The following is a 26,612-nucleotide window of genomic DNA, read 5'->3' as shown; positions in this document are numbered from 1 at the left end:
CATAAGCCGCTTACCTCCGGCCATTTGGATCATCTGCCGCTGCCGCGGTTCCCCGCGAGCCTACCCTTTGTAATAGACGATCTGATGGGTGGTGGCCAGCAACTGCCCGTTGGCGCCCCAGAGCTCGGCGCTCTGGTCGAAGTAACTCTTGAAGTAACGCTGGGCACGGGCTTCGGCCAGGATGGGCTGCTCGCCCTGCTGGGCCAGCGTCTCGCCATCGGCGTGGAAATAGGTGGTCAGGGAGACGGTGCCCGCCGGCATCCGTTCCTGGCGTCGTATAAAGATCCGCGGGAAGAAGCAGTCACTGATCGCCATCAGCGAGGCGAAATCCAGCGGTCGGGCCGGCTTGTCCCGAACCCAGAGACGTGAGGCGCCGTGGGGCTGCTCCGGGGTCTTGCCGGTGGGATCGAAACCGCCGTCGATGATGCGCAGATCGTAATTGGCCACCCAAGGCAGGCTGAGGCCGGCATCGAACGGCTCCACCTGATCGAATGGCGGCACATCGTCCGGCATGCCGACATCGCTGCCTTCCCAGCTGTCCCGGCGAACACCGGTCAAGACCGTAGCGGTCACGGCCGTTTCGCCGCCCTGGGTCAGTTCGATCATCCAGTGCTGGGTGGAGCGGTTGGTGCGACAGGGTCGCGTCACCACGTCGAAATGATCGTCCGCGATGGGGCCGGCGAAATTGACGGTCATGGACACCGGATCCCCCAGGCGATCGGGGTGGTTGAGAACGCCGTTCAGCAGGGTCGCGGCAATCACGCCGCCAAACGGCCCGACCATGTTCGCGTACGCCGGCGGGAAACGCCCCTGCCAGCGGTCGTCGCCGGTCCGCTCCAGGGCGATGGATTGATCGAAAACATGGGAATGGGCTTGTTCAGTCATGAATGGTCCTTCTCGGTATTGCTCTGGAGGACCTGCTCGACCTGCCAGAGCCGGTCCTGCCCGAAAAACATCTCGTCCCCGACAAACAGCGTCGGCGCCCCGAAGACGCCCTTGTCGATCGCCTCGTCCGTCATCGCCTTGAGCCGCTGCTTGACGGTCGCCGCGTTGCACTGATCCATCACCGCCTTCGGATCAAAACCCGCGTCCGACCAGACACTGGCCACGACGTCAGGATCGGTCATGTTCTTACGATCGACCCACATCGCTTTGAACACGGCGGTCAGGTAGTCATCGAACCGCGGCGTGTCGAGAAAAGCAACCGCGCCGCGCATCAGGGTCAGGGTGTTGATCGGGAAATGGGGGTTCATGTTGAACGGCACGCCATAGCGGTCGGCAAATCGCCGGAAGTCCATGTGCATGTAGCGCCCCTTGGCCGGAATCATCACCGGTGACTGGTTCCCGGTGGCCTGGAACACGGCGCCCAGCAGCATGGGGCGCCAGTTGAGGCGGGCCTGGTGGCGGTCTGCCAGGGTTGGCAACTGGGTCCAGGCGAGATAGCTGGCCGGGCTGCCGATGTCGAAATACACGTCGATGACGGGATTCATGGTCAGGTTCCTCAAAAGGTTTCGATCCAGGGGCGCAGGTCCAGCTCGTGAGTCCAGCAGTCCCGGGGCTGGCCGTGCAATTGCCAGTACTGGTCGGCGATGTGCTCGGGATTGAGAATGCCGTCCTGTTCTTTCAGTGCGTAGCGCTCAGGGAAGTTGTCGCGGATGAAGTCCGTGTCGATGGCGCCGTCGATGACCGTATGAGCCACATGGATCCCCTGTGGCCCCAGTTCCCGGGCCATGCTCTGGGCCAGCGCGCGCAAAGCGAATTTCGCTCCGGAAAACGCCGAGAAGCCGGCACCGCCCCGCAGGGACGCCGTGGCACCGGTGAATATGACGGTTCCCCGGTGGCGCGGCAGCATCACCCGGGCCGCTTCCCGACCGGTCAGGAAACCGGCAAACGCAGCCATTTCCCAGACCTTGCGATAGACCCGGGCGCTGGTGTCGGTGATCGAGTAGCGAACGTTGGCACCGATGTTGAAGACGACAAGCGCCACCTCACCGATATCGGCCTCGATCCGATCGAACAGTTCGACCATGGCCGTCTCGTCACGGGCATCGCAGCCAAAGCCGTGGGCCGCTCCGCCGGCTTGCCGGATGTCCTCCAGCAGCGGATCCAATGCGTCGCGATGGCGACGGGTGGCGACCACCGTCAGTCCCTCCCGGGCGAAGCGTTTGGCAATGGCACCGCCGGTCGCATCGCCGGCGCCGATGACCACGGCGACCTGGGGGCGCGTGTTGTCCTGTCCAGTGTTCGGTTCCATATCGATTCGCCTCCCGGGCTTTATTGTCTGTTTTTGTAGGTTCTTTTTTGGAACTCGATAAATAGTCAGTTCCATTACAGAACTTGTCAAGTTATTCTGCAGGCACCTGTCACCAAAGGATATTGCTCGATGCGTTGGGAAGAACTGGATCAACAGCCCTGTTCACTGGCCCGGACCCTGTCCGTGGTGGGCGATCGCTGGACACTGCTGATCCTGCGGGACTGCTTCCTGGGCGTACGCCGGTTCGAGACTTTCGAGCGCCGCCTGGGCATCACTCGTCATGTCCTGACCGATCGTCTGAAAAAGCTGGTGGAGCACGATGTGCTCTGCAAGTCGCCTTACCAGGAACGCCCCCGCCGGGAAGAGTACCGGCTCACCGAAAAGGGCCTGGATCTGCACACCGTGATCCTGACCCTGGTGAACTGGGGCGACAAGCACATGACCGACGAACGGGGCGCGCCCGTCAAGCACATCCACAAGGGGTGCGGTCACGCCATGCACCCGCAGATGGTCTGCTCGGAATGCGGCGAGCCGATCACCGCACGGGATATTCGGGTCGAGGCGGGCGACGGCTGGCAGGACACGGCGCCGCTTTTGGGATCGGATCGGTCCTGACGAGTGACAATGTCATCCTGACGGTGGCGTTCCAGAGCCGTCCGGGTGGCCAGGGCGATGACGTGTTGTCACCTGGAGGCCGTTACCCGGGCGCGGCTACTGAGACAGGGGCAAGGGTTCAGTGACCAGCGTTTCCCAGCCGAGGGCCGTGGCAACACGTGCAAAGCTGGCTTCCGGAGCGGTGCTGAGCACCAGGGACTCGCCGGTCAGCGGATGGGTCAGGCTCATGCCGACGGAGGCCAGGAAGAGCCGGGCTTCGCCAAAATGTTGGGCAAAAAACCGGTTGTGCCGTCCGCGGCCGTGATTGGCGTCGCCGATGATGGGATGGCTGATGTGTTTCATGTGGCGGCGCAGTTGATGACGTCGCCCGGTTCGGGGATACAGGGCCATCAGCGCGTAGCGACTGGTGGAATAGCCCTCCACCTGGTAGGGAATGTCGCTGATGCCGAGACGCACATAATCCGTGATCGCCTCCTGGACTGCCGAGGGTTGCCCCTTCAGACGGCGATCCGTCGGTTCCTCCCGGAGCGGGTAATCCACCGTGCCCTGCTCTTCCGGCCAGCCCCGGACAATGGCCAGGTAGGTTTTGTCAATCTCGTGGGCCATCATCTGCGCGCCCAGCAAACGGGCCACTTCCGGATCCTTGGCGAACAGCAGCAGGCCGGACGTCGGCCGGTCCAGACGGTGTACCGGGTAGACATGTTGCCCCCCGTTCAGGGCTCGGGCGTACTGCAGGGCAAACTCGGTCTCGCGCTTGTCGATGGGGCTGCGGTGAACCAGCAGACCGGCCGGTTTGTGCACAGCCAGCAGCTCGTCGTCTTCGTACACCAGATCGAGGGGATTGGATTGGGTCATGACTGAAGGCCCGGCGGTCCGCCGGGCGGTGACTCCCTGATTTGAGTCCATTTCAAAAACTCTGCCAGAATGATGGCTACAGCAACGTCAGGATCGAATGCCTCATGGAAGTCGAACAGATCGAGATCAGAGATCACATCAAACGGTTCGCCCCGTTCGATGACCTGCCGGAAGACACCATCGACCGTCTGGCGACACAGGTGGAAGTCGCCTACTACCGCGCGGGCTCGACCATCCTGACCTATGGCGAACCCATCGGCGACCTCTATTTCATCCGCAGCGGCGCGGTGGAAGTCTACCGGCGCAACGGTGAACTCTACAACCGTCTCAGTGAGGGCGACCTGTTCGGCCAGCTTGGCCTGATGATGAACAAGAAGGTGCGCTACCCGGCCACGGCCATCGAAGACACACTGATCTACCTGATTCCGGACGCCCTGTTCCAGGAATTGTGGGAAGCCGGCGACCATTTTGCGGACTTTTTCGACATTGAAGACCAGGGTCGCCTGCGCGCCGCTGTCTCCAGGCAGGAGAAAGCCAACCCGCTGATGACCTCGCGGGTCCGCCGGCTGATTACCCGAAAGCCCGTTTCCGCAGAGGCCACCGTCTCCATCCGGGACGCCGCGCGACTGATGACTGACGAAGGCGTTTCGGCCCTGATCCTGACGAATCCCGGCAAACAGATGGATCAGGAATGGAAACCCGGCGACAACCCGATGGTCGCCGGCATCATCACGGATCGCGACCTCCGCACCCGGGCCCTGGCCGAGGGACTCGACTACGACACGCCGGTCAGCGAGATCATGTCCACGGATCTGGTTTATATCCGTTCCGACAAGTACGTCTTCGAGGCCATGCTGACCATGCTGCGCAGCAACGTGCACCATTTGCCGGTGCTGCATCGCAACAAGCCGGTGGGCGTGGTAGCGCTGTCGGACATCGTCAAGTATGAGTCCCAAAGCGGGCTCTACCTGGTCAGCAACATCCATCATCAGGTGGACGTTCGGGGCCTCAAACGCCTGAGCCGGGACAAGGCGGCGACGTTCGTGCGCATGGTCAACGAGGACGCCAACTCGCACATGATCGGCAGTGCCATGGCGGGTATCGGACGGGCCATTTCCCAGCGTCTGCTTGAGTTGGCCGAAGAACAACTGGGACCGCCGCCGATCCCCTACTGTTTCATGGCGCTGGGCTCCATGGCCCGGGACGAACAACTGATCGTGACGGACCAGGACAACGCCCTGGTGCTGGACGACAGCTTCATCCCGGAAGAACACGACGAGTACTTCAAGGCGCTGGCCAAGTTTGTCAGCGATGGCCTGGCAGAATGCGGCTACACCTATTGCACCGGCGACATCATGGCCACCAATCAGGCCTGGCGTCAGCCGCTGCGGGTCTGGAAGGAATACTTCACCGAGTGGATCGAGAAGCCCGACGCCAAATCATTGCTTAACAGCGCCATATTCTTCGACCTGGATGGCATTGCCGGGAACACCCAGTTCGCCGAGGTGCTGAAAGACCTGATCGCCACCAAGGCCCAGCGTACGCCGCGATTCCTGGCCTACCTGGCCCACGCGGCTCTGAATCGCAAACCGCCGCTGGGGTTCTTCCGTGACTTCGTCATGGAGAACGACGGCAAGCACAACAACTCGATCAACCTGAAGCGCCGCGGCACCGCGCCGCTGTCGGATCTGGTGCGGGTGCATGCGCTGGCCTGCGGCTCCCGGGCGCAGAATACCTTCAACCGAATCAATGCCATCGAAGAAACCCAGCTGCTGGCCGAGGGCGTGGCCAACAACCTGCGCGATGCGCTGGAGCTGATTGCCATCGTGCGCATCCGCCACCAGGCCCTGGATATCGAGGCCGGCCGGGATCCGGACAACAACATCGAGCCGGAGAACCTGACCCGCTTCGAACGTCGTAACCTGAAGGAGGCCTTCCAGGTCATCAGCAACGCCCAGAAATTCCTGCGCCACCGTTATCACGCCAGTGGCGGCGGATCGATCAACTGATGGGGATCGCAGCCATGCCCGGTTCGACAGCCGCCGCCCAAACCCTGGACTGGCCGACCCGCTTCGAAACGCTTGCGGCAACGGCGCACACACCGGCGTTGCAGCGGTACTACGCCGCTGGCGCGCCGGCAGGGGATACGCCCATGCGGGATGTGCCCATGGTGGCCCTGGACTTCGAAACCACCGGTCTGGATGCCGACACCCACTCCATCGTCAGCATCGGCCTGGTGCCGTTCAACACGCACCGGATTTTTTGCCGTGATGCCCGGCATTGGGTGGTTCGCCCGGTGCTGCCGCTGCACCGCGAATCGGTCACCTTCCACGGCATCACCCACTCGGAAGTGCGGGTGGCACCGGATCTCCGGGAAATCCTGGACGAACTCCTGGAGGCGCTCGCCGGGCGCATTGTGGTCGTCCACTTTCGCCACATCGAACGGGCATTCCTCGATGCCGCCCTGCGCTGGCGCCTGGAGGAAGGCATCGAATTCCCGGTCATCGACACCATGGAACTGGAAGCCCGCTGGCACCGGCAGAAGCCACCCAGCCTCTGGGACCGGCTGCGCGGACGCAAGCCGGAGTCCATCCGCCTGGCCGACAGCCGCACCCGATACGGACTGCCCTACTACGCGCCCCACCATGCCCTGACCGATGCCCTCGCCACGGCCGAACTTCTGATGGCGCAGCTGCAGTACCGGTTTGACCCGGACACGCCGCTAAAGGAGCTTTGGCAGTAAGAACCGCTCAGCCATCAATGAACCGCTTCCGGTCTTCCGGAGCCGGAACCGGGCAGGTTTCATAACGGCCGAACCAACGGTAGCGGTGCCGGCCGATCCAGTCGTAGAGACCATCCCGCAAGGGCCGGGGCACCCAGCGGAACACCGCAAGCCAGCGCCAGGGCCACGGCAGCCCTGCCAGAATCCGCAGAACCGCGTCACTGCGCCGAAACGCACGTTGGCCGTCGATCAGTACCACGCTGTCCATCGCCTCTGACGGCACCTTCATTTCCCGGCACAGCGCCTGCCCGGCCTCCGACTGCAAGGTTCCCAGGCGGAAACGATGGGCCCGGTCGTGACGCAGCACAAACCGCCCCCAGAACTGGCAGAAAACACAAACACCATCGAACAGAATCACGGGGTGTGCCCGCTCCATTTCGCCTCCCGATTTGCCCGCGAAGGTTTGGCCCTGACGGTAAACAACGCGGCCCCTGCGGCCATCCAAGAACGACGGCACGGACGCTAGAGTAGTGCTTTATCCGAACCCGTCGTCTGCAGGAGTCACCCATGGCCACACAACAACACATTCAGGGTTGCGGGGTACAGCTTTTCACCACCACCCGGGGCAATCCCGAAGCGCCGGCCATCGTTCTGGTGCACGGCTACCCGGACAACCAGCAGGTCTGGAACGGGGTGGCCGAACGCCTCGCGTCCGACTGGTACGTGGTTACCTACGATGTCCGTGGAGCGGGTCTTTCCGACCGGCCCGCCCGGACACGGGACTACCGCATGTCCCTGCTGGCGCGGGATCTGGAAGCCGTGGTCGATGCCCTGTTGCCCGACCGCCGCTTCCACCTGGTCGCGCACGACTGGGGGTCCATCCAGAGCTGGGAATCGGTCACCGGCCGCCCCCTGCAGCATCGCATTGCCTCCTTCACCACGCTGTCCGGTCCCTGCCTCGACCACGTCGGTCACTGGATGCGCGCCCGCCTGGCCCGCCCCACACCGCGCCGGATCGGCCAGCTTCTGCGACAGTTAGGCAGCTCCTGGTATATCTTCGCGTTCCAACTGCCCTGGGTCGCGCCCACGCTGTGGGAAACCTTACTGGGAGAGCGTTGGCCGGCCTACCTGAATGCGAGCGAGGGCATTGCCGAGGAGGCGCTCAACCCCCACCAGACGGCCGACGGGCGCGATGGCATCCGCCTGTACCGGGCCAACATGCTGCCCCATCTGCTCAGCCCCCGTGTGCGTTATGCGCACTGCCCGGTGCAGTTGATCGTCCCCAAACAGGACCGCTACGTGGGCGCCCAGCTGTTCGAAGACCTGCACGAGTGGGTCCCCGCCCTGTATCGCCGGGACATGGACGCGGGGCACTGGGCGCCGTTGAGCCATCCGGACGAACTTGCTGAAAGCATCGCCGAATTTGTACAAAGCGTTGAAGGCGGTGACCCCGATTCAGCGCTGGCCTCCTTGCGGATCCACAACGTGGCATCGCAAACCCGCCACAGTGCCACCGTCCTGAAAACGGTGTAACACGGCACACCACAAACGGATCTTAATAAAACTGTAATCTTTCTTTCATAGACTTGTGCGCCAGTCGGGTCGGAACAACCGATCCGACCCTTATTGTCTTGTTTGAGGGTTAACTGATGCACTGGTACACCCGGAGTATCCTGAATCGGGTGCTGACGATTATTATCGGCGCCAACTTGGTCATCGCCATCGTTGCGGGGCTTTACTTCAGCTATTCGCTGGAGGTCAAGGATGAGTTCTACACCCTGGGATCACGGGATCTGGGCCAGGCCATGGAAGTGCAGGACATACTGAGTGAATTCAAAACTCAGGTGCAGGAGTGGAAGAATACGTTGATGCGCGGCCACAAGGCCGACGATCGGAAGAAGTACTGGCAGCAGTTCCAGGATCAGGAAGACAAAGTCCAGGCCGCGCTGAAGGATTTGCTACCGCGCCTTCACAATGACAAGGCCCGGGATATCCTGACCCGCTTCCAGGCGGCGCATCAGCAAATGGGACAGGCCTACCAAAAAGGCTTTCAAGCTTTTGTCGACTCCGGCTTTGACCACAAAGTCGGCGATGCCGCCGTTCGCGGCATAGATCGCGAGCCCAGCCAGCTTATTGAGAAAGCCGCCATGGATATCCGGGCGGATGCCGTGGCTGACCTCAATCGCCTGGAACAGGATGTCTCCAGTCGCGCCCATACCCTCGGTGCTGTTCTCCTGCTGGCGATCCTGTTGGGAACGATGGGCTGCGTCATCGTTCTGGTGCGGGCCGTTATCCGCCCCACCCAGCAACTGATCAGCAATATCCAGAGGCTGGGTGATGGCGACGCCACCCAGGCTGCCACCCTTGAGCGCCAGGACGAACTCGGCAAACTGGCCGATGCGGCCCGACAGCTGCACGGTTTCCTGGTCGAGACCAGCCACCAGCTCAGCCGCAATGCCGGCCAGTTGGAAGGTACCCGGGATACCATCCGCACCAACGCCAATATGGTGTCGGACCGTGCCGAAGACGCCCACCTGCGAATCGACCAGATTGCGACGGCCATGAACGAAATGTCCGCCACGGCACAGGATGTGGCCCGCCATGCGGCCACCGTCGCCAGTGAAGTCAATGAGACGGCCCGGCAGACCGATGATGCGGACAATCAGATCGAGTCCGCCGTCGACAGCATGGAACGGCTGGTTGCCCAGATCCGCAGCTCCAGCGACACCGTGTCCAAGCTTGCCGATGATGGCCAGAAAGTGGGCAAGGTGATGGAAGTAATTCGGGAGATTGCCGACCAGACCAACCTGCTGGCGCTGAACGCCGCCATTGAGGCGGCACGGGCCGGCGAAGCGGGCCGTGGCTTTGCGGTGGTGGCCGATGAGGTGCGTACCCTCGCCTCCAAGACACAGGACGCCACGGTAGAAATCGATCGCATCATCGGGACGATTCAATCCGGCTCCCGCGATGCGATGGAATTCATGCGCGCCAGCGAGGTGGTCGGTCAACAAAGCAGTGAAGCGGTCTCGACGGTCCGGGCCAGCCTGGGGGATATCCGCCAGCGAATGACCCAGGTGAATGATGCGACGACGCAGGTGGCCACCGCCGCGGAAGAGCAGACCAGTGTCTGCGAGGATATCAACCGGAACGTGGCCGGCGTGGCTGAAATTTCAGAAGCCATGAGCAAGGCGGCCCAGAACAACCTGGCCACCATCCCGGAACTGGAGAGCATGGCCGGCGAAGCCAATCGACTGGCCGACCGTATCCGCACCTGAAAACAGCCGGGCCCGTGACCGGGCCGGCAACAACATCAAAGGACGCCGCCGGTCGCCGACAGCAGGCCGGCGACGAGCGCCACACCCAGCGCAATACCGGCGACCTTGAGCCCCTCGAGTATTTCCCGGTCACGCGGCTCGGTTGTCTCCTTCAGCAGCCCGGACTTGCTGGCAAAACTGTTCTTCCTTAACAGTAGCTGCATGGTCAGCCCCTCTTTGGACAAAATCGATCAATGTCATTGGCATTTACAATATGAGAATAATTCTCATTTGTAAACCGTTTTCCGATAACACTTATTGATACCGATCCAAGTCGTGATTGAGGCTGCCATTCCGGCGGGGCAGGCAACCTTGCCAAGCCCACCGGACAAAGGCCGATGTCACCATTTCTTGTAGGGCAGGAACTTCCCGTTCATGGTAACCACAACCCGGTCGCCCGCCGGGTTCTCCTCCTTGTCCACCGACAGGGTGAAGTCGATGGCGCTCATGATGCCGTCACCGAATTTTTCATGGATCAGTGCCTTCATCGTATCGCCGTAGACACCCGTCACTTCGTAGAAACGGTAGATCAGCGGGTCCTTGGGGACCGTCCAGTCCCAACTCTTATACGGGCAATCCTGCAGCGCCGCGGCCACCTCGCCATCGAGTCCCAGTACCTCACACAGCGCTGAGGCCTTGTCTTCGGTCATGCTGTTGGCGCCGAAGCAGACGGACGTTGTGAAAACCGGCGACAGGCCGACGGCCTCGGCGATGGCTTCCCAGGTCATCCCTTTGCTGTTCTTGGCGTCCAGAATCCTGGCGGTCATCAGTTCTTTGTTCATGACACTCTCCCCATTGTTGGTCGTGTGCACTGTGGTGGTGCTTTAAAAGCAGGCGTTCGGCCGGAAAAGGCCCGGTCCGTCGTCGTGCCAGGGAGAGGTTGCAATTGATGCGCCACGGCGACGCAAAGAGAGTGGGAGGCACCGGCGGCCCGGGTGGGACGCCGGTGTTCAGGGAGATCAGCCGGGCCAGGTATCCAGTACGTCTTCCAGATCCGTGCTGTCCACCAAAGGATCGTCGAGATCCACCACGATTTCGGAGCGGGCCAGGGTCCAGGCCCTGCCGGTGATATCGCTGTCCATGGCCCGGTGCCCGGCAACGGTCGCCTCACCCAGCACCTTACCCACAAACGAGCTGCCCCGTGGCGAGACGGTCTCGATCCACTGACCTTCGTGGATATCGCCGGCGTCGTACATCAGCGCCAGTCGTGCGGACGTCCCGGTCCCGGTGGGACTGCGGCAAATCACGCCGGGATGCACATAGGTCGCCGACGGCGTTCGATAACCCTCGCTGCCCACCGGCTCCAGAGGGCCCATGAAATGGGCGAACGGCAAGGGGCCGACCTCGCCCAGCTCCGGATGCTGTTGGGTCACCTGCGGTCGCGCCGCCGTCACCAGGGCATGACCAAAGGCGGCCAGCGCCGGCATTTCATCCGCCGTGAGTTTGAAGCCGAAATGGGCCGCGTCCACCAGCGCGAAATAGGCGCCGCTCCAGACCAGGTCATAGCGCACCTGACCGTAATGCGGCACATCGACAACCTGATCCCGGGCCTCCACATAGGCCGGCTCGCCCTGGGTGGTGATCGACTGGACCCGACCATTCTCGTTATAGGCCTTGATATGCGCCAATCCGGCCGGTGACTCCAGCACGATCGACTGCTCGCCCTCCTCCATCGGGATAATCCCGCTCTGCAGGACGGCCGTGGCGGTGCAGATGGTGTTGGAGCCTGAGTACAGCGGATACCCCATCGCCTCCATGATGATGTAGCCCGCCTGGGCCTTGGGATTGGAGGGCTCCACGATCAGGTCCAGGGACATGTAGGGATCGCCGTAGGGCTCAGACAACAGCAACCGCCGGAAGCCGTCGCCGTGCTGCTGGATATAGCGCATTTTCTCGAGCACCGAGTCGCCGGGCAGTTTCCCCACGCCGTAGGTGATGATGCGGCTGACATCGCCGCCTGACTGCATATCGATCAGGCCGATGGACCGCATCCGGTGCCGCGTACCGTCGTTCTGCATAGGTCGCTCCCACTTTATCCGCGGGCGGTCGAAAATGACCATCCGCTTTCACATGTCATAGCCGAACGGGCATGCCCGTTGATTGCACGCCGGCAAGGCCTTGAAACTCAGGGCCATTCCGAGCTCTTCCGGGACTCCCAATCAGATCCGCACTCGCAATGCCCATGAACAGACGCTGGCCGCTCGATAGTCGCGCCACCAGAGCGGACAAGGCTCCCTGTCAGGTTAGGTTATTTTTCTGCCAAGGGTATAGGGGGCGATGCCAATCCAAAGGTCTGATGATGCAGATAAAACCGGAACCAGGCCGTGGCCTGAATCCTGCATTGCACGCTGTAAATCGCCGTCGTACCGCCAACGTTTGCCGCCGGTACGGATTTCATTCACCCGGTTCACCGGGATTCTGGAGCCGCCATGGACATCAGCAGTATTTTTTCCGGCCCCACCAGCAGTAACGCCAGTACGCAGTCGGATACCACCGGCGCCACCGACTCCGGCGCGTTCGACCAACTGTTCGCCCAGGCGATGTCTGCCTCCGGCAGCGACAATACCGCCCAGACCACACAGACTGTCGGCAGCCTGGCGGCCAATGCCCTGGGTGCCTCCGTGGCGGACAGCCTGGGCTCAGTGCTGCCCGCAGCAACCACGGAGACCGCGGCCGGGACGACCACAGACAGCGACTCTGCCGATGCCGACGTCTCAACCGGCACCGTCACCAGCAAGAGCGACCGCGGCCTCTTCGAAGACGGCGATAGCCTGTCCGCTGGCGATCTGGTGGATATCGTGAATCCGCTGCAGCACATTCCCATCGTCGGCACCTACTACCGGGAACTGACGGGTGACGAGATTGGCTACGCCTCGCAGGTCGCGGGCTGCACGCTCTATGGCGGCGCGCTCGGCGCCCTGTCGGCCCTGGGTAGCATCGGTTTTGAAGCCGCAACCGGCGAAGAACAGGTGGAATACGCCACCGATATGGTGACCGGCGGTTCGTCGGACAGGACGGCCCGGGGCTGACGCCCGGGCGGCAAGATCATGCCGCTAACGGGCAATGACGCGGTAGACCGGACGCAGCCTGGGGATCTGCTTCAACACCACCTGCAGGACGGTCATCAGCGGCACGGCCATCACGACGCCGATCGCGCCCCACAGCCAGCCCCAGAAAAAAATCGACAGGAAGATCACCACGGGATTGATGGACATCCGGAAACCGTGGATATAGGGCTCCAGGAAAAATCCCACCACCGAGGTCAGGGCCAGATAGCCCACGGGCGCGATCATCATCATCCAAAGCTGGTCCAGCGTGGTCAGCGAGATCACCGCCAGCAGGCCCACCGTGCCGATCACGCCCAGGTAGGGAACGAATCGGGCCAGCCCCGCAATCAGCCCCCAAACGACCGGCGAAGGCAATCCCACGGCCCAGCACATCAACCCGGTCAGGACACCCACCAACAGGTTACTGGCGCTGATCACCATCAAATATTGGGCAATCTGGGATTGGGAATCCCGCACCACCCGCAGCACCATGCGCCGGTCCCCCCTGGGAAGCTGGCGCACGAAGTTGCGGATCAGGCTGTCACCACTGACCAGCAGGAAGTAACTGAGTGCCAGAGCCAGGGCCAGGCCGGTCGCCCCGTTGCGCAACTTGGTGAACATCGTCTGCTGCCAGGAGTTGGACTGCACCACCACCTTGGTGGGCTCATCCCCCTTGGACAGCTCTTCCATTTTCTTTTCGACCTTTCGGGCCGATTCCGTAACGCGTTCCAGGCTCGTGGTGATGCCCTTGCCACCCACCAGCAGTCGCGACATACCTTCCGGGGCTTTCTCGACCCATTCCATGATGGGTGACGACACCGCCCAGCCTACGCCGGCCATACCGGCCAAAAGCCCCAGGATCAGTACCAGGGCCGTCACGCCGCGAGGTACCCTCCAGCGCTTGCGGGCGCCCCGCACGGCTGGCGCCATCAGCAGGCTGGCGAGTATCGCCAGTGTAATCGGCAGGATGATCTGGTGGGCAACGTAGAGCGTGTAGAGAATCCCGAGCGTGAACAGACCGTAGATGGGCGTCGCCAGGTTGTTCGGGATGGTCAGTCCGGCGAGGGTGCGCGTGTCGGGTGTGACGTCGTTGTCTTCGTTATCGGAACCGGACTGTCGGGACTCGTCGGTCATGCAGGGGGAACTCCTTGTGGGCTGCGGTGCCGTCTGTTTTTGTCGCCACAGTCTAGCGGAGTCGACCACCGCGAATCCATGCGGATGACGCGGTGGTCACGTCGCGACACTTATTCTTTGCCGCGATAGAAGCGCTGGATGCTGGAGAAGTCCAGGCGACCATTGCCCTGCTGGCCATGCAGCGCGTACAGGTTGCGGGCCAGTGATCCCATCGGAATCGGTGCCTTGTTTTTCACGGCATTGTCGAACGCCAGCCCCAGATCCTTGTTCATCAGGTCCACCAGGAAGCCACCCTGATAGTCGTTGGAGGCCGGCACGCCCTCCATCACTCCCGGCCAGGGGTTGTAGACATTCAGCGCCCAGTTGCCGCCGGAACTCTGGCGCATGATCTCGGACAGGACCGCCGGATCCAGGCCATTCTTCACGCCCAGTGCCAGCGCCTCGCAGGTGCCGTTCATCAGGATCGCCAGCAGCATGTTGTTGCAGATCTTGGCCACCTGCCCGGCGCCGTGGGGTCCGGCGTGGAAGATGTTCTTGCCCATGCCCTCGAGAACCGGCTTGGCCCGATCGAACGCCGCGTCTTCGCCACCGCAGATGAACGTCAACGTGCCCGCCTTGGCGCCACCCACACCGCCTGAGACCGGTGCATCCAGAAACGCGATGCCCTTCTCGGTGGCCTTCTCGGCGACGCCCCGGGCGGTTTCCGGCGCGTTGGTGGAGGAATCGATGACCAGCGTGGACGACGTCAGGGTGTTGAGCAGTCCTTCGTCGCCGAGGTAGACCGCTTCCACATGCTCACCGGCCGGCAGCATGGTGATCAGAACTTCCGCGCCCTCGGCGGCGGCATGGACAGTATCGGCGGTGCGGGCACCGTCGTCCACCAAAGCCTTGACCGCATCGGCAGAAAGATCGAAGACCGTGACGGCGTGCCCGGCCTTGATGAGGTTGTGGGCCATGGGGCCGCCCATGTTGCCCAATCCGATAAAGGTGATGTTGGCCATGTTTCGTTCTCCTGTTGTTTTTGTTCGGGAATCGCCCGTTGGGTGGTCGACGTCCCGGCCGCCCTGCGGGCAGCTCCGAAGCTAAAGAGGGTGTTGTAAAAGCTACTGCGCTCAGCCATACGGCGTTGAAAATCGCCTCAAGATGCTCATTTACAACCCGTAAACTGCGCTCTTTCGTTGATTTTCGCCTTGTTTGGCTATCGCTCGCGACGCTTTTGCAACACCCTCTAAAGCGTCGGCTACATTGCCCAGCTATCTCGAGCATGTAGCAGATGCTTCAGCTTCTGAGGCGCCGCAGGCGCCCGATCACGCTCCACCACCGTCGCGGTGCTACTCGAAAAAACTCTCTACCCACGCCGGATCCATGCTCTCCAGCGATGGATACCGCCAGCGGGGCTGCTTGTCCTTGTCGATCAACAAGGCCCGGATGCCCTCGGCAAACTCGCCCTTCTCAAGGCAGCGGGTCGACAGCTTCAGCTCTTTGTCGAACACTGCCTTGAGCCCATCCAGCCGGGTCTCCTGCAACTGACGCTCCAGGATCGCCATGGTCGTAGGCGAGCCGGTCTTCGCGACTTTCGCGGCCTTCTGGAGCCAGACATCGTCACCGTCATAGTCCGCAATGCGCCGCACCTGGGTGACCAGATCGTCCGCGTCCATCAGGGTATTGATCGCGTCCAGCCGTTCGCGCACGGCGGACGTCGGCATGACCGCGACGGATTCCCTTTCAAAGGTACGCAGCACGCTGTTCACCGCCGTTTCGGCGGATTCCGGCAGCTGTTCCGACTGCGCCAGTGCTTCGAGTACCGCGTCCTTGTGATCGTGGGCGATCCGCCGATCCGCCATCCCCAGAAAGCAGGCGTCCGCCGCGTTCAGGTGGACGCCAGTCAGGCCAATGAACAGCCCCAAATGACCCGGCATGTGATTCAGGAACCAGCTGGCGCCGACGTCCGGATACAGACCGATCGTCACTTCCGGCATGGCCACCCGCGACTGCTCGGTCACGACGCGATGCGACGCCCCCGCCAGCAGGCCGACACCGCCGCCCATGACAAAGCCATGACCCCAGGCCACAACCGGTTTGGGGTACGTGTGGATCTGATAGTCCAGCGCATACTCCTCGGTGAAGAACTCAACGCCCTCGTCCGGGCCAGACGCGCCTTCGGTCATGGAGCGATACAGGGCGACGATGTCACCGCCGGCGCAGAATGCCTTGTCGCCGGCGCCTTCCAGCCAGACGGCGGCAATCCCGTCGTCCTTGGCCCACTGGTCGAGCTGGTCTTCCAGCGCCCGAATCATGGGCAGGGACAGGGAATTCAGCGCCTTGGGCTGATTCAGGGTGGCCACGCCGATACGCTTGCCACCGGCGGCCGCCTTCTCGTCAAAGAGGATGGCTTGTTCTGACATGCTGACTCCAACCGTTACCGGTTCTTCCATTCGGGTGTGCGTTTTTCCAGGAAGGCGTTGACGCCCTCACGCTGGTCTTCGGTGGCGAACAGTTCCACGAACAGCTCGCGCTCCATGCGCCAACCGTCGTCGTGGGACCGGCCGTCCCGGGCGCTCATCACCAGCGATTTGCAACGGGCGATGGACGACGGGCTCTGCTTGCACGCCATCTCCGCCAGCTCGATGGCCTTATCCAGCGACTGCCCGGTCGGCACCACTTCTTCCACCAGACCGATGTCCAGGGCCTTATCCGCCTTCACACGTTCGCCGCACAGGATCATGCGCTTGGCCCAACCCTCGCCCACCAGCCAGGGCAGGTTCTGGGTGCCGCCGGCGCAGGGCAGCAGGCCAACACCCGCTTCCGGCAGGGCCATCTGGGCGTGTTCCTCGGCAATACGGATATCGCAGGCCATGGCGCATTCCAGGCCACCGCCCATGGCGTAACCGTTCACCGCCGCAATCGACACGCCACGGAACCGGCTCAGGGTCGCAAAGGCGTGGCCGAATGCCTGGGCCATGCGGTTGGCACGGCCTTCGTCCCCGTCGGCAAAGGTTTTCAAGTCGGCGCCGGCGGAGAAGAATTTCTCGCCCTGCCCGGTCACCACCAGGGCAAAGATATTGCGGTCGGCGTTCAGGGCCTCAATCGTCTCTGCCAGGGCACCCAGGGACTCTTCGGTCCAGGTATTCGCCGGTGGGTTGTTGATGGTCAGGATGGCTACATGCCCGCGATTTTCGAGCTGGATCAGATCGCTCATTACCGTGTTCTCCTTATTGAATCGCTTCGACGACGCCGGACTCGAGCACCCGGCGGGCGACGATCAGTCGCATGATTTCGTTGGTGCCTTCCAGGATCTGGTGCACCCGCAGGTCGCGCACGTAGCGCTCGAGCGGGTATTCGCGGATGTAGCCGTAGCCCCCATGCAGTTGCAGGGCCTGGTTGCAGACCTCGAAGCAGGCGTCAGTGGCGAACCGCTTGGCCATGGCGCAGTGCAGTGTGGCCTCGGCATCGCCGTGATCCAGCTTCCAGGCCGCCAGCCGCACCATCTGCCGGGACGCCACCAGATCGGTGGCCATATCCGCCAGTTTGAACTGCAACGCCTGGAAATCGGCCAAGTGACGGCCGAACTGGCTGCGTTCGTGCATGTAGTCCCGCGTGAGCGACAACGCGGCCTGGGCACCGCCGAGCGAGCAGGTGGCGATGTTCAGGCGGCCGCCGTCCAGCCCTTTCATGGCGAAGCGGAAACCCTCTCCCTCTTCACCCAGCCGGTTTTCCAGCGGCACGTAGACGTTGTCGAAACTGACCTGACGGGTGGGCTGACTGTGCCAGCCCATCTTGTCTTCCGACTTGCCGTAGTGAATGCCCTCGCTGTTCGCCGGGACGACGAACGCGGAGATGCCCTTGGCGCCGCTGTCCGGCGCCCCGGTGCGGGCCATCACCACCAGCACTTGCGTGGCGCCGGCCCCGGAGATAAACACCTTGGAGCCGGTCAGCCGATAGCCGTCGCCCTCGCGCGCCGCCTTGGTCTGCAGGTTAGCGGCATCAGACCCGGCACCGGGTTCGGTCAGGCAGTAGGAGCCCAGCCACTCACCGCTGGCCATGCGCGGGGCCACATCCTGCTTCATGGCCTCGCTCCCAAAACAGGCCACCATCCAGGTGGCCATGTTGTGGATGGTGATGTAGGCCGCCGTGGACGGACAGGCCGCCGCCAGCTCCTCGACAATGACCGAGGTATCCAGCCGCGACAGCCCCATGCCGCCGCAGTCTTCCGGCGTGTAGAGGCCGCAGAAGCCGAGTTCCCCGGCCTCGCGGATCACTTCCAGCGGGAAGGTATGGTCGATATCCCAGCCGGCCGCATGCGGTGCCATGGCCTTCTCGGCGAAGGCCCTGGCGGCATCACGATAGGCCAGTTGGTCTTCGTTCAGCGCGAAATCCATAACCGGCCACCCTTAATGCATGCGGATGGAGAAGTTCGGTCCGGCCACCGCGTCGCTGGAGAACCAGCGGGCCGTGATGGTCTTGGTTTCGGTGTAGAACTTCACCGCCTGCTTGCCGTAGGCGTGCTGGTCGCCGTAGAACGAGCCTTTCCAGCCGGTGAAGGAGAAGAACGGCAGGGGCACCGGAATGGGAATGTTGATACCGACCTGACCCACTTCAATTTCATGCTGGAAGCGACGGGCCGCGCCACCGGAGTTGGTGAAGATCGACGTGCCGTTGCCGTAGGGGCTGTTGTTGATCAGTTCGATGGCGTCGCCCAGGTTGTCGACTTCCATGCAGCTCAGGACCGGGCCGAAGATCTCTTCCTTGTAGATGTCCATCTCGGGCTTCACACCGGCGAACAGCGTCGGGCCGACCCAGTTGCCGTCCGGCAGGCCGTCGACGGTGCAGCCGCGACCGTCCAGCAGCAGGCGTGCGCCCTCTTCTTCGCCGCGACCGATCAGTTGCTCGATCCGGTCTTTGGCCTTGGCACTGATAACCGGACCGTAGCTGGCGCCCGAGTCGTTCCAGGCCCCCGGACGCACTTTCGCCAGGGCCTCCTTCACATCCGGAATCCATTCCTGGGCCTCGCCCACGAACACGGCCACGGAAATCGCCATGCAACGTTGACCGGCGGCACCGACGGATGCACCGACCAGGGCACTGATCACCTGATCCTTGTCCGCATCCGGCAGGATCACCATGTGGTTCTTGGCGCCAGCGAAGCTCTGGACACGCTTCATGTTCCTGGTGCCGGTCTCATAGATGTATCGGCCGACCGGGACGGAACCGACGAAGGACACCGCCTTGATCGCCGGGTCGGTCAGCAGCTTGTCCACCTGCGGCTTGGCGCCGTGGATGACTTGCAGGACGCCTTTGGGCGCGCCCGCTTCGACGAACAGTTCCGCCAGACGGGTCGGGGTCAGCGGGTCCTGCTCGGAAGGCTTCAGGATGAACGTGTTGCCTGAAGCAATGGCCATCGGGAACATCCACAGCGGGATCATCGCCGGGAAGTTGAACGGGGTGATGCCGGCACACACACCCAGCGGCTGGGTGTAGGAATAGGTGTCGATTTCGCGGGCCACGTTCTCGACGGTCTCGCCCATCATCAGGGACGGGATGTTGGCCGCGTGCTCCACGACTTCGATGCCGCGCCAGACGTCGCCCTTGGCATCCTCGAAGGTCTTGCCGGTTTCCTGGGACAGGATTTCGGCGATTTCGTCATGGTGCTCTTTCAGCAGGGCCTGGTAGCGCATCATCAGGCGGGCCCGCTCGGAGACCGGGGTTTCCTTCCAGGTCTTGAAGGCTTCGCCGGCGTTGGCGATGGCACGCTGCATCTCGTCTTCGGTAGCGCAGGGCACCTCGGCAATCACTTCGTTGGTGGCGGGATTGGTGACATCAATCCAGTCGTTGGTTGCGCTCTGGCAGAACTCGCCCTCAATAAAAAGTGGCACTTTTTTCATACTGATTCCCCTGTTGTTCTTGTCGGCAAGGAGGAGGTACTCAAGCGACACAAACCGCTTCAGCACCGACTTTGAAATGATCCTAGCACAGCGGGATAGACGATTAGATTGACTAAATTTCGCTCGTGATGGATTATTTTTCGAAAACACTCACAACAACAACCAGGACGGAGAATGACCCGCACGTCACAATGGCCGCTGCCCTCAGACAGCATCCGCTATGTGGTGCCGTCGCGTATGGTGCAGATGCTCGACACCCATCCGCTGACCCAGGACCTGTATCCACTCGCCTTCGGCCATTACCGGCAGGCGCGGGGCCATCACATGCATCGCCAGCATCATGACGATCACCTGCTGATCTACTGCACCGACGGATTGGCGCACCTGAATGTGGAAGGCGAAAGCCACCATATCCACGCGGGCGACCTGCTGCTGTTGCCCAAGGGCGCCGCCCACCGATACAGCGCGGACACCGACCAGCCCTGGTCGCTGCACTGGGTGCATTTCGCGGGGTCGCTCGCGGCCGCGTTCTGCGAGCACATGGGGTTTTCCCGACAAACACTGATCCGCCACGTGGGCCAGCAACCGCGACTATTGGTGGATTTCAACGGTCTGTTGTCCGTGCAACAGACCGGCTTTCGCCCGTCGGGCCTGATCCACGCGGCCAACCGGCTAAGGCAGTTACTGACCGCCATTCCACTGTGCGCCGAACCTCTGGCCCACCGCCAGCCGCTGGACCTGGACAGCCTGCACGGCTTCATGAAGGAACACCTGGATGAGCGCCTGACCCTGGAAAACCTGGCGGAACTGTCCGGCCTGTCGCCGGCCCACTTCGCCACCCGCTACCGCTCGCTGACCGGCGTGGCGCCGATCCAGCACTTCCTGCACCTGAAAGTGGAACGGGCCTGCCAGCTGCTGGACAACTCGGACCTGTCGTTCCGGTCGATCAGCGACAGCCTGGGCTACGAGGACAGCTACTATTTCTCAAGGCTATTCAAAAAGGTAATGGGGGTATCGCCGCGGGACTACCGGCATACCCGGCGGCATTGAGGGCCAAATGATGGTCAGGAGCAGACCGCCCTCTTCAGTTGGCGGGAAAAACTGATAGTCTGGACCACCTGACAACAAGAACGGACCCAGACATGGCCAGCTATACCATTGAAATTCAGGAACAATACGATTTGCCGAAGGACAAGGTCTTTGCCCTGTTCTCCGACCACAAGCGACTGGGCGGCGTGCTCGGCGCCCCGATCAAGCGCATCAAGGACAGCAACCAGGCCGATCCCAACGGCGTCGGTTCCGTCCGCCGCATCGGTGTCGGCCCGCTGGGGCTGGAGGAAACGGTGATCGCGTTCGAGCAGGACGCGCTGATCGAATACACCGTGACCAGCATGAGCCCGATCCGCAACCACCTCGGCCGCATCCGCTTTGCCGATGTCGCTGGCAAGACCGTGGTGAACTACACCATCCGCTTCGACGACTTCATCCCCTTCAGCGGCAAGGTGATCAGCGCCGGTCTGGAACAGGCCATCCGGCGCGGCATGAAAAAGGTGCCGAAGCTGGCCTGAGCCTGCCCCGATCATCGGGCGCCCCTGACTTCCGAACCGGTCAGCGTCGCCCGACACACCTCCTCTTCATCAACGCGCCTATCGCAAACACGCTTTCACGCTTGCCATACATATCACTTTTGATATGTCATGAAGAGCCTGATGTCTGTTTTCATACTGAACAGGCATATGATGTCCTGACAGACCGGAGCAACACCTGTGCTGGAAAACCGAATCAAGTACCGCCACCTCCAGTGCTTCCTGGAAGTAGCGCGCCAGGGCAGTGTCGGCGGTGCGGCGGATGTGCTCGCACTAACCCAGCCGGCCGTGTCCAAGAAGCTGAAAGAGCTGGAAGAGATGCTGGGCGTCCGTCTAATGGAACGCAGCAAGAAAGGCGTGGAGTTGACCCAGTTCGGTGAGGTGTTTCTGCGTTACGCAGGCGCCAGCGTGGCAGCCCTGCGGGAAGGGACCAACAGTATCCTCCAAGCCCAGCAGGGTGGCAAAACCCAGTTGATCATCGGCGTGCTGCCGACGGTCGCCGCCAGCGTCCTGCCCCAGGCGGTCATACGCTTCCGCCAGGGCGGGCTGGATGTGACGCTGAAACTCGTGGCCGGCCCCAACACCCTGCTGCTCAGTCAGCTCCGCGTCGGCGAACTGGATCTGGTGGTGGGGCGACTGGCGGAGCCGGACCTGATGTCAGGCCTGTCGTTCCAGCATCTTTATTCCGAACGCGTGACGTTTGTGGTCCGCCCGGGTCATCCTCTGTTGAACACAACGTCCCTCGATTTGAAGGCGATCAGCGACTACACGGTCCTCTATCCGCCCAAAGACTCCATTATTGCCGCGCCTGTGGAGCGCTTCCTGCTCGCCCACGGCATCGGCACCCTGCCCGACCGCATTGAGACCATTTCCGATGCCTTCGGCAAGGAGTACATCCGCCAGACCGATGCGGTCTGGATCATTTCCCGGGGCGTGGTGGCGCGGGAAATCGAGGCCGACGAATTTGCCGAATTACCGTTGGAAACCACGGAAACCCTGGGGCAGGTCGGCCTGACCACCCGCGCCGACACCCAGCCGACGCCAGCCCTGCAGCTGTTTATGAATGCGGTCAGGGATTGCGCCCGGCAGACCGACTGAGCCGCATCCAACTCATGCCAATTTCAATATACAAAAACGACAAAGGGTCATTTTACATAACAAAAGCGATGCACAAGAGTAGAGCCAAAGCCGCCAAAAACGATAGGCCCTGATTCATGCACATCCTTTCTGTCAATGGACAGACGCTCCATTACCAGCTGGACGGTCCGGCCCATCTGCCGCTGATCGTTTTCTCGAACTCGCTGGGTACCGACCTGCGAGTCTGGGAACCGCTGCTGCCTTACCTCCGCGACCAGTTCCGCTTCCTGCGCTACGACAAGCGGGGCCATGGGCTCTCGTCCTGCCCGCCGGCGCCTTACCACCCGGACGACCACATCAATGACCTGATCGGTCTGCTGGACGCACTGGAACTGTCACAGGTGAACCTGTGTGGCCTGTCCGTCGGCGGCCAGATTGCCCAGGGCGTGGCAGCACGCCGGCCCGACCTGGTGAAGAACCTGATCCTGTGCGACACCGCCCATCGCATCGGTACGGCCGACATGTGGAACACCCGCATCGACGCGCTTGTCGACCAGGGTCTCGAAAGCATGGCTGACGGCATCCTGGAGCGTTGGTTTGGGGCGCAATTCCATGACGAACAGCGCGACGCAATGCCCCTGTGGCGCAATATGCTCGTGCGCACGCCGGTCGAAGGCTACGGCGGTACCTGTGCTGCCATCCGCGATACCGACCTGGAAGCCAGTACCCGCGAGCTCAAACAGCCGACCCTGTGCGTGGTCGGTTCGGAAGACGGCTCAACGCCGCCTGATCTGGTCCGCAGCCTGGCAGACCTGATTCCGGACAGCCGTTTCGAAGTCATCGAGGGGGCCGGTCACCTGCCCTGCGCGGAACAACCGAAAGCGCTGGCCCATTTGATCGTGGATTTCCTGAGTCAGCACACTCCCGCCTCAAGCCGCTACGAGCTGGGCATGACCGTGCGCCGTTCCGTGCTGGGCAACGCCCATGTGGACCGGGCCGAAGCCAACAAGACGTCGTTTGACGAGCCGTTCCAGCGCTTCATCACCGAAAGCGCCTGGGGCTCGGTCTGGAGCCGTCCGACCCTGAGCCGGCGCGACCGCAGCCTGATCACCATTGCCCTGATGGCCGCCCTGGGCCATGAGGACGAACTGGCCATGCACGTCCGGGCAACCCGGCAGACGGGCGCGTCCCTGGAGGAAGTACGCGAGACATTGCTGCACCTCGGCGTCTATGCCGGTGTGCCGGCCTCCAATACGGCCATCCGCATTGCCAAAGACGCCTACAAAAGCATCGGCGTCGCTATTGATGGAGAGACGGAACAATGAGCAAATTCACACCACGTGACTGGGCCAGTCATCCCAGCTATCTCAGCCCCGAGTACAAGTCCTCGCGCCTGCGCGGTGTCTCCCGCAACCTGGTGGAGATCGATCCGGAGCTGGCCGAACTGACCGGGCCAGCTTTCGGTGAAGAGGTGCTTGGCCCGCTGGACAACGACCTGACCCGCAACGGCCGCGTAAACGGCGAACCGCTGGGTGAGCGCATCATCGTCACCGGTCGCGTGCTGGACGAAAACGGCGATCCGGTGCCCAACACGCTGGTGGAGGTGTGGCAGGCCAACGCGGCCGGCCGCTACGTGCACATTCGCGACCAACACGACGCGCCGCTGGATCCGAACTTCCTCGGTGCCGGCCGCTGCGTGACCGACGAGAACGGCGAGTACCGATTCATGACCATCAAGCCCGGTGCCTACCCCTGGGGCAACCACCCCAACGCCTGGCGCCCGAACCACATTCACTTCTCCCTGTTCGGGCCGACCATCGCCACCCGTCTGGTCACCCAAATGTACTTCCCGGGCGATCCGCTGCTGGATCTCGATCCGATCTACCAGTCCGTGCCGGCTCAATCCCGCGAGCGCCTTGTCAGCCAGTTCTCCATCGACGTCACGGAAGAGAATTACGCCCTTGGCTACGTTTTCGACATTGTTCTGCGTGGCGTCAACGCCACACCAGTGGAGGCCTGATCCCATGGTAATGAAGCAAACACCCTCCCAGACCGTGGGGCCCTACTTCGCCTATGGCCTGACGGCCCAGCAGTACCACTACCCGCATTCCCAGTATGCCGACGGCTGCCTGGTGACCGATCAGACCCAGGGCGAGCGTATCCGCATTGTCGGCCGTGTGCTCGACGGCCATGGCGACGTGGTGGACGACGCCATGATCGAGATCTGGCAGGCCAACGCCGCCGGACGCTTCGACCACCCCAATGACGCCCGGGAAGCGCGCCCGCTGGATCCGGCCTTCAAGGGCTTTGGCCGTTTCGGCACCGGTACCACGCCAGACAACAGCTTCCGCTTCGACACCATCAAGCCCGGCGCGATCCGCGACGGCGTGGCGCCGTTCATCAGCGTCATCGTGTTCGGTCGCGGGATCATGAACCACGCCTACACGCGTCTGTATTTCAGTGACGAAACCACGGCGAATGCCGCGGACCCGGTGCTGGAGAAGGTACCTGCGGACCGTCGCAACACCCTGATCGCGACCCGCAACGACACCGCCACCGGCGTCGAATACCGTTTCGATATCCGGATGCAGGGGGACAACGAAACCGTGTTCTTCGATTTCTGAGCGCCACTTGCAACACGGCAGCCCCCGACGGATTTCTTCAGGGGCTGCCGGACCCGCTATCATGGGATAGCGGGCATCCGCCCTTCCCGATCACCAGCCATGGACGCCAACGCCCCTATGTTTCAGGTATCGCCTTTCGACTCCCCGCTCTACGGCCAGTTACTCTCCGATGCCAGAACCGCACAGCATCTGGGAGACGCCGCCCAAATCCGGGCCATGCTGACCGTCGAAGGCGAACTGGCGATGGCCCAGGCGGAAACGGGACTGATCCCTCAGGACGCCGCCGACGCCATTGCCGCTGCGGCGGCGTCCCTGACACCGGATCCGGCCAGCCTGGCGAAAGGCGTCGCCTCGGCCGGGGTGCCGGTACCGGCGCTGGTCAAAGCGCTGAAAGAGGCCCTGCCCGCCGGGCACGCCCGCTGGGTCCACTATGGTGCCACCAGCCAGGACATCGTCGACACGGCGCTGATCCTCAACATTCGCGAGATTCTGATCGACCAGAAGGCCCGCCTGCTGGCCGTCATCAACAGCCTGGCCGACCTGGCGGAGACGCATCGCAACACCCTGGTCGCCGGCCGAACCCGCACCCAGCAGGCCGTGCCCATGAGCTTCGGGCTGAAAGTGGCTCAATGGCTGGCGCCGCTGCTGCACCAACTGGATCGCCTGGACGAACTGCGTCCACGCCTGCTCCGCCTGCAGCTGGGCGGCGCCGTCGGCACCCTGGCAGCCATGGGCGAACAGGCCGCAGACATCAACGAACGCCTGGCGAAACGTCTGGGCCTGGCCGCCGGACCCTGCTGGCACACGCAGCGGGATGCCCTGGCGGAACTGTCCGGCTGGCTTGGCCTGACAACCGGGAGCCTCGGCAAGATGGCCCAGGACTGGCTCTGGCTGGCCCAGTCGGAAGTGGGTGAGATTCGCTTCAGCAACGGCGGGGGCTCCTCCACCATGCCGCAGAAGTGCAATCCGGTGGACGCGGAAATCATCGTGGCCATGGCCCGCACCAGCGCGGCCGCCGTCGGCCAGATGCACCAGACCCTGTTGCAGGAACACGAACGCAGCGGCAGCGCCTGGACCCAGGAGTGGTTCCAGTTGCCACAGCAGCTCATGACTTCAAGCGTTGCACTTCGTCACGCTCTGGACGGACTCCGGTTTATCGAGATTCATGACCAGCGCATGCGCGCCAACCTGGACGCCTACAACGGCGTCATCTACGCCGAGGCCGCCACCTTCGAACTGGCCCGCTCGATGGGACGGGACAAGGCGTCCGATCTGGTCAAGCAGTGCGCCGAGGAAGCCCTCTCGGGCGACCGCCACCTGCTGCAGCGGATCGAAGACCGCACCGGCGAACACATCGACGTAGACCAGCTGGCCCAGCAATTAGTCGCAGGCGGCGCGACCGGTCGCTGGCTAACTGATATTCTGGAACAGGCCCGGCTCAAAACGGCCGCGGCCTGATCCGTCCACCATTCCACACGCCTGACGCCGACCTGTCATAACCG

General features: G+C 62.7%; 27 protein-coding genes. 13 read left to right on the top strand and 14 right to left on the bottom strand.

Annotated elements, in window-relative coordinates:
- Positions 1 to 60: 60 nt before the first annotated feature.
- From JL474_RS14390 to JL474_RS14380, 3 genes are read right to left on the bottom strand one after another with little or no spacing between them, the layout of a single operon-like run.
- Positions 61 to 885 (bottom strand): acyl-CoA thioesterase, encoded by an 825-nt coding sequence (locus JL474_RS14390; protein ID WP_203142592.1) that lies wholly within the window; start codon positions 883 to 885, stop codon positions 61 to 63.
- The gene (locus JL474_RS14385) at positions 882 to 1,490 is read right to left on the bottom strand and encodes a 2-hydroxychromene-2-carboxylate isomerase (RefSeq protein WP_203142591.1); all 609 of its coding nucleotides are present in this window, start codon (positions 1,488 to 1,490) and stop codon (positions 882 to 884) included. Before JL474_RS14385 ends, JL474_RS14390 begins: the two co-directional genes overlap by 4 nt.
- Positions 1,491 to 1,501: 11 nt before the next feature.
- The gene (locus JL474_RS14380) at positions 1,502 to 2,254 is read right to left on the bottom strand and encodes an SDR family oxidoreductase (RefSeq protein ID WP_203142590.1); all 753 of its coding nucleotides are present in this window, start codon (positions 2,252 to 2,254) and stop codon (positions 1,502 to 1,504) included.
- A gap of 129 nt (positions 2,255 to 2,383) precedes the next feature.
- Here JL474_RS14380 and JL474_RS14375 point away from each other — a divergent pair, with 129 nt between their 5' ends.
- Positions 2,384 to 2,869, top strand: a complete 486-nt coding sequence (locus JL474_RS14375; RefSeq protein ID WP_123635266.1) for a winged helix-turn-helix transcriptional regulator — start codon at positions 2,384 to 2,386, stop codon at positions 2,867 to 2,869.
- Between the two features lie 96 nt (positions 2,870 to 2,965).
- On the opposite strand, the gene JL474_RS14370 is transcribed toward JL474_RS14375, so the two are convergent.
- Positions 2,966 to 3,724, bottom strand: a complete 759-nt coding sequence (locus JL474_RS14370) for a pseudouridine synthase (RefSeq protein WP_203142589.1) — start codon at positions 3,722 to 3,724, stop codon at positions 2,966 to 2,968.
- Between the two features lie 104 nt (positions 3,725 to 3,828).
- On the opposite strand from JL474_RS14370, the gene JL474_RS14365 reads away from it, so the two are divergent.
- Positions 3,829 to 5,733 carry a putative nucleotidyltransferase substrate binding domain-containing protein gene (locus tag JL474_RS14365; protein ID WP_203142588.1) on the top strand — a complete coding sequence of 635 codons (1,905 nt, stop codon included), beginning with the start codon at positions 3,829 to 3,831 and terminating at the stop codon, positions 5,731 to 5,733.
- 14 nt (positions 5,734 to 5,747) lie between these two features.
- The gene (locus tag JL474_RS14360; protein WP_203142587.1) at positions 5,748 to 6,467 is read left to right on the top strand and encodes a 3'-5' exonuclease; all 720 of its coding nucleotides are present in this window, start codon (positions 5,748 to 5,750) and stop codon (positions 6,465 to 6,467) included.
- A gap of 7 nt (positions 6,468 to 6,474) precedes the next feature.
- Here the strand turns inward: JL474_RS14360 and JL474_RS14355 are convergent, their stop codons facing one another.
- Positions 6,475 to 6,882 (bottom strand): thiol-disulfide oxidoreductase DCC family protein, encoded by a 408-nt coding sequence (locus JL474_RS14355; protein WP_123635270.1) that lies wholly within the window; start codon positions 6,880 to 6,882, stop codon positions 6,475 to 6,477.
- 131 nt (positions 6,883 to 7,013) lie between these two features.
- Between JL474_RS14355 and JL474_RS14350 the strand changes: the two genes are divergently transcribed.
- The gene (locus JL474_RS14350; RefSeq protein ID WP_203142586.1) at positions 7,014 to 7,979 is read left to right on the top strand and encodes an alpha/beta fold hydrolase; all 966 of its coding nucleotides are present in this window, start codon (positions 7,014 to 7,016) and stop codon (positions 7,977 to 7,979) included.
- Positions 7,980 to 8,095: 116 nt separating this feature from the next.
- Positions 8,096 to 9,721: a methyl-accepting chemotaxis protein gene (locus tag JL474_RS14345; protein ID WP_203142585.1), complete on the top strand. Its 1,626-nt coding sequence runs from the start codon at positions 8,096 to 8,098 to the stop codon at positions 9,719 to 9,721.
- Positions 9,722 to 9,756: 35 nt separating this feature from the next.
- Here JL474_RS14345 and JL474_RS14340 read toward each other — a convergent pair whose 3' ends face one another.
- The 3 genes from JL474_RS14340 to JL474_RS14330 all read right to left on the bottom strand — a co-directional run bounded on the left by JL474_RS14340 (position 9,757) and on the right by JL474_RS14330 (position 11,778).
- Positions 9,757 to 9,924 (bottom strand): hypothetical protein, encoded by a 168-nt coding sequence (locus JL474_RS14340; RefSeq protein ID WP_190294897.1) that lies wholly within the window; start codon positions 9,922 to 9,924, stop codon positions 9,757 to 9,759.
- A 177-nt stretch (positions 9,925 to 10,101) separates the two neighbouring features.
- Positions 10,102 to 10,542: a cyanase gene (gene cynS, locus JL474_RS14335; protein ID WP_203142584.1), complete on the bottom strand. Its 441-nt coding sequence runs from the start codon at positions 10,540 to 10,542 to the stop codon at positions 10,102 to 10,104.
- A 177-nt stretch (positions 10,543 to 10,719) separates the two neighbouring features.
- Positions 10,720 to 11,778: a proline racemase family protein gene (locus JL474_RS14330; RefSeq protein WP_236012266.1), complete on the bottom strand. Its 1,059-nt coding sequence runs from the start codon at positions 11,776 to 11,778 to the stop codon at positions 10,720 to 10,722.
- A 411-nt stretch (positions 11,779 to 12,189) separates the two neighbouring features.
- Here JL474_RS14330 and JL474_RS14325 point away from each other — a divergent pair, with 411 nt between their 5' ends.
- The gene (locus JL474_RS14325; RefSeq protein WP_203142583.1) at positions 12,190 to 12,789 is read left to right on the top strand and encodes a hypothetical protein; all 600 of its coding nucleotides are present in this window, start codon (positions 12,190 to 12,192) and stop codon (positions 12,787 to 12,789) included.
- 24 nt (positions 12,790 to 12,813) lie between these two features.
- Here JL474_RS14325 and JL474_RS14320 read toward each other — a convergent pair whose 3' ends face one another.
- The 6 genes from JL474_RS14320 to JL474_RS14295 form a co-directional block, all read right to left on the bottom strand.
- Positions 12,814 to 13,941, bottom strand: coding sequence for an AI-2E family transporter (locus JL474_RS14320; protein WP_123635276.1), 1,128 nt, complete (start codon positions 13,939 to 13,941; stop codon positions 12,814 to 12,816).
- A 110-nt stretch (positions 13,942 to 14,051) separates the two neighbouring features.
- Complete coding sequence (mmsB, locus tag JL474_RS14315) at positions 14,052 to 14,942, bottom strand: 3-hydroxyisobutyrate dehydrogenase (RefSeq protein ID WP_203142582.1); 891 nt, start codon at positions 14,940 to 14,942, stop codon at positions 14,052 to 14,054.
- Positions 14,943 to 15,272: 330 nt separating this feature from the next.
- Positions 15,273 to 16,346 (bottom strand): enoyl-CoA hydratase/isomerase family protein, encoded by a 1,074-nt coding sequence (locus JL474_RS14310; protein WP_203142581.1) that lies wholly within the window; start codon positions 16,344 to 16,346, stop codon positions 15,273 to 15,275.
- Between the two features lie 14 nt (positions 16,347 to 16,360).
- On the bottom strand, positions 16,361 to 17,140 hold the full coding sequence (locus JL474_RS14305) for an enoyl-CoA hydratase (protein WP_203142580.1): 780 nt from the start codon (positions 17,138 to 17,140) through the stop codon (positions 16,361 to 16,363).
- Between the two features lie 13 nt (positions 17,141 to 17,153).
- Positions 17,154 to 18,320 (bottom strand): acyl-CoA dehydrogenase family protein, encoded by a 1,167-nt coding sequence (locus JL474_RS14300; protein WP_203142579.1) that lies wholly within the window; start codon positions 18,318 to 18,320, stop codon positions 17,154 to 17,156.
- A 12-nt stretch (positions 18,321 to 18,332) separates the two neighbouring features.
- Positions 18,333 to 19,823, bottom strand: a complete 1,491-nt coding sequence (locus tag JL474_RS14295; protein WP_203142578.1) for a CoA-acylating methylmalonate-semialdehyde dehydrogenase — start codon at positions 19,821 to 19,823, stop codon at positions 18,333 to 18,335.
- Between the two features lie 174 nt (positions 19,824 to 19,997).
- On the opposite strand from JL474_RS14295, the gene JL474_RS14290 reads away from it, so the two are divergent.
- The 7 genes from JL474_RS14290 (at position 19,998) to JL474_RS14260 (ending at position 26,568) form a co-directional block, all read left to right on the top strand.
- Positions 19,998 to 20,873 carry an AraC family transcriptional regulator gene (locus JL474_RS14290; protein WP_203142577.1) on the top strand — a complete coding sequence of 292 codons (876 nt, stop codon included), beginning with the start codon at positions 19,998 to 20,000 and terminating at the stop codon, positions 20,871 to 20,873.
- 92 nt (positions 20,874 to 20,965) lie between these two features.
- Positions 20,966 to 21,391, top strand: coding sequence for an SRPBCC family protein (locus JL474_RS14285; protein WP_123635283.1), 426 nt, complete (start codon positions 20,966 to 20,968; stop codon positions 21,389 to 21,391).
- A gap of 198 nt (positions 21,392 to 21,589) precedes the next feature.
- The gene (pcaQ, locus tag JL474_RS14280) at positions 21,590 to 22,507 is read left to right on the top strand and encodes a pca operon transcription factor PcaQ (protein ID WP_203142576.1); all 918 of its coding nucleotides are present in this window, start codon (positions 21,590 to 21,592) and stop codon (positions 22,505 to 22,507) included.
- Positions 22,508 to 22,623: 116 nt separating this feature from the next.
- Positions 22,624 to 23,811: a bifunctional 3-oxoadipate enol-lactonase/4-carboxymuconolactone decarboxylase PcaDC gene (gene pcaDC, locus JL474_RS14275; RefSeq protein ID WP_203142575.1), complete on the top strand. Its 1,188-nt coding sequence runs from the start codon at positions 22,624 to 22,626 to the stop codon at positions 23,809 to 23,811.
- A complete protein-coding gene (gene pcaH, locus JL474_RS14270; RefSeq protein WP_203142574.1) occupies positions 23,808 to 24,506 on the top strand; it encodes a protocatechuate 3,4-dioxygenase subunit beta in 699 nt (232 codons plus the stop codon). Before pcaDC ends, pcaH begins: the two co-directional genes overlap by 4 nt.
- A 4-nt stretch (positions 24,507 to 24,510) precedes the next feature.
- The gene (gene pcaG / locus JL474_RS14265; protein WP_203142573.1) at positions 24,511 to 25,110 is read left to right on the top strand and encodes a protocatechuate 3,4-dioxygenase subunit alpha; all 600 of its coding nucleotides are present in this window, start codon (positions 24,511 to 24,513) and stop codon (positions 25,108 to 25,110) included.
- A gap of 117 nt (positions 25,111 to 25,227) precedes the next feature.
- Positions 25,228 to 26,568, top strand: coding sequence for a lyase family protein (locus JL474_RS14260; RefSeq protein WP_203142572.1), 1,341 nt, complete (start codon positions 25,228 to 25,230; stop codon positions 26,566 to 26,568).
- Positions 26,569 to 26,612 lie beyond the last annotated feature (44 nt).

This window comes from Marinobacter mangrovi, from assembly GCF_016798325.1.
In the GTDB taxonomy this organism is placed as follows: domain Bacteria; phylum Pseudomonadota; class Gammaproteobacteria; order Pseudomonadales; family Oleiphilaceae; genus Marinobacter_A; species Marinobacter_A mangrovi.
This window is presented reverse-complemented; position numbering and strand designations above follow the sequence as displayed.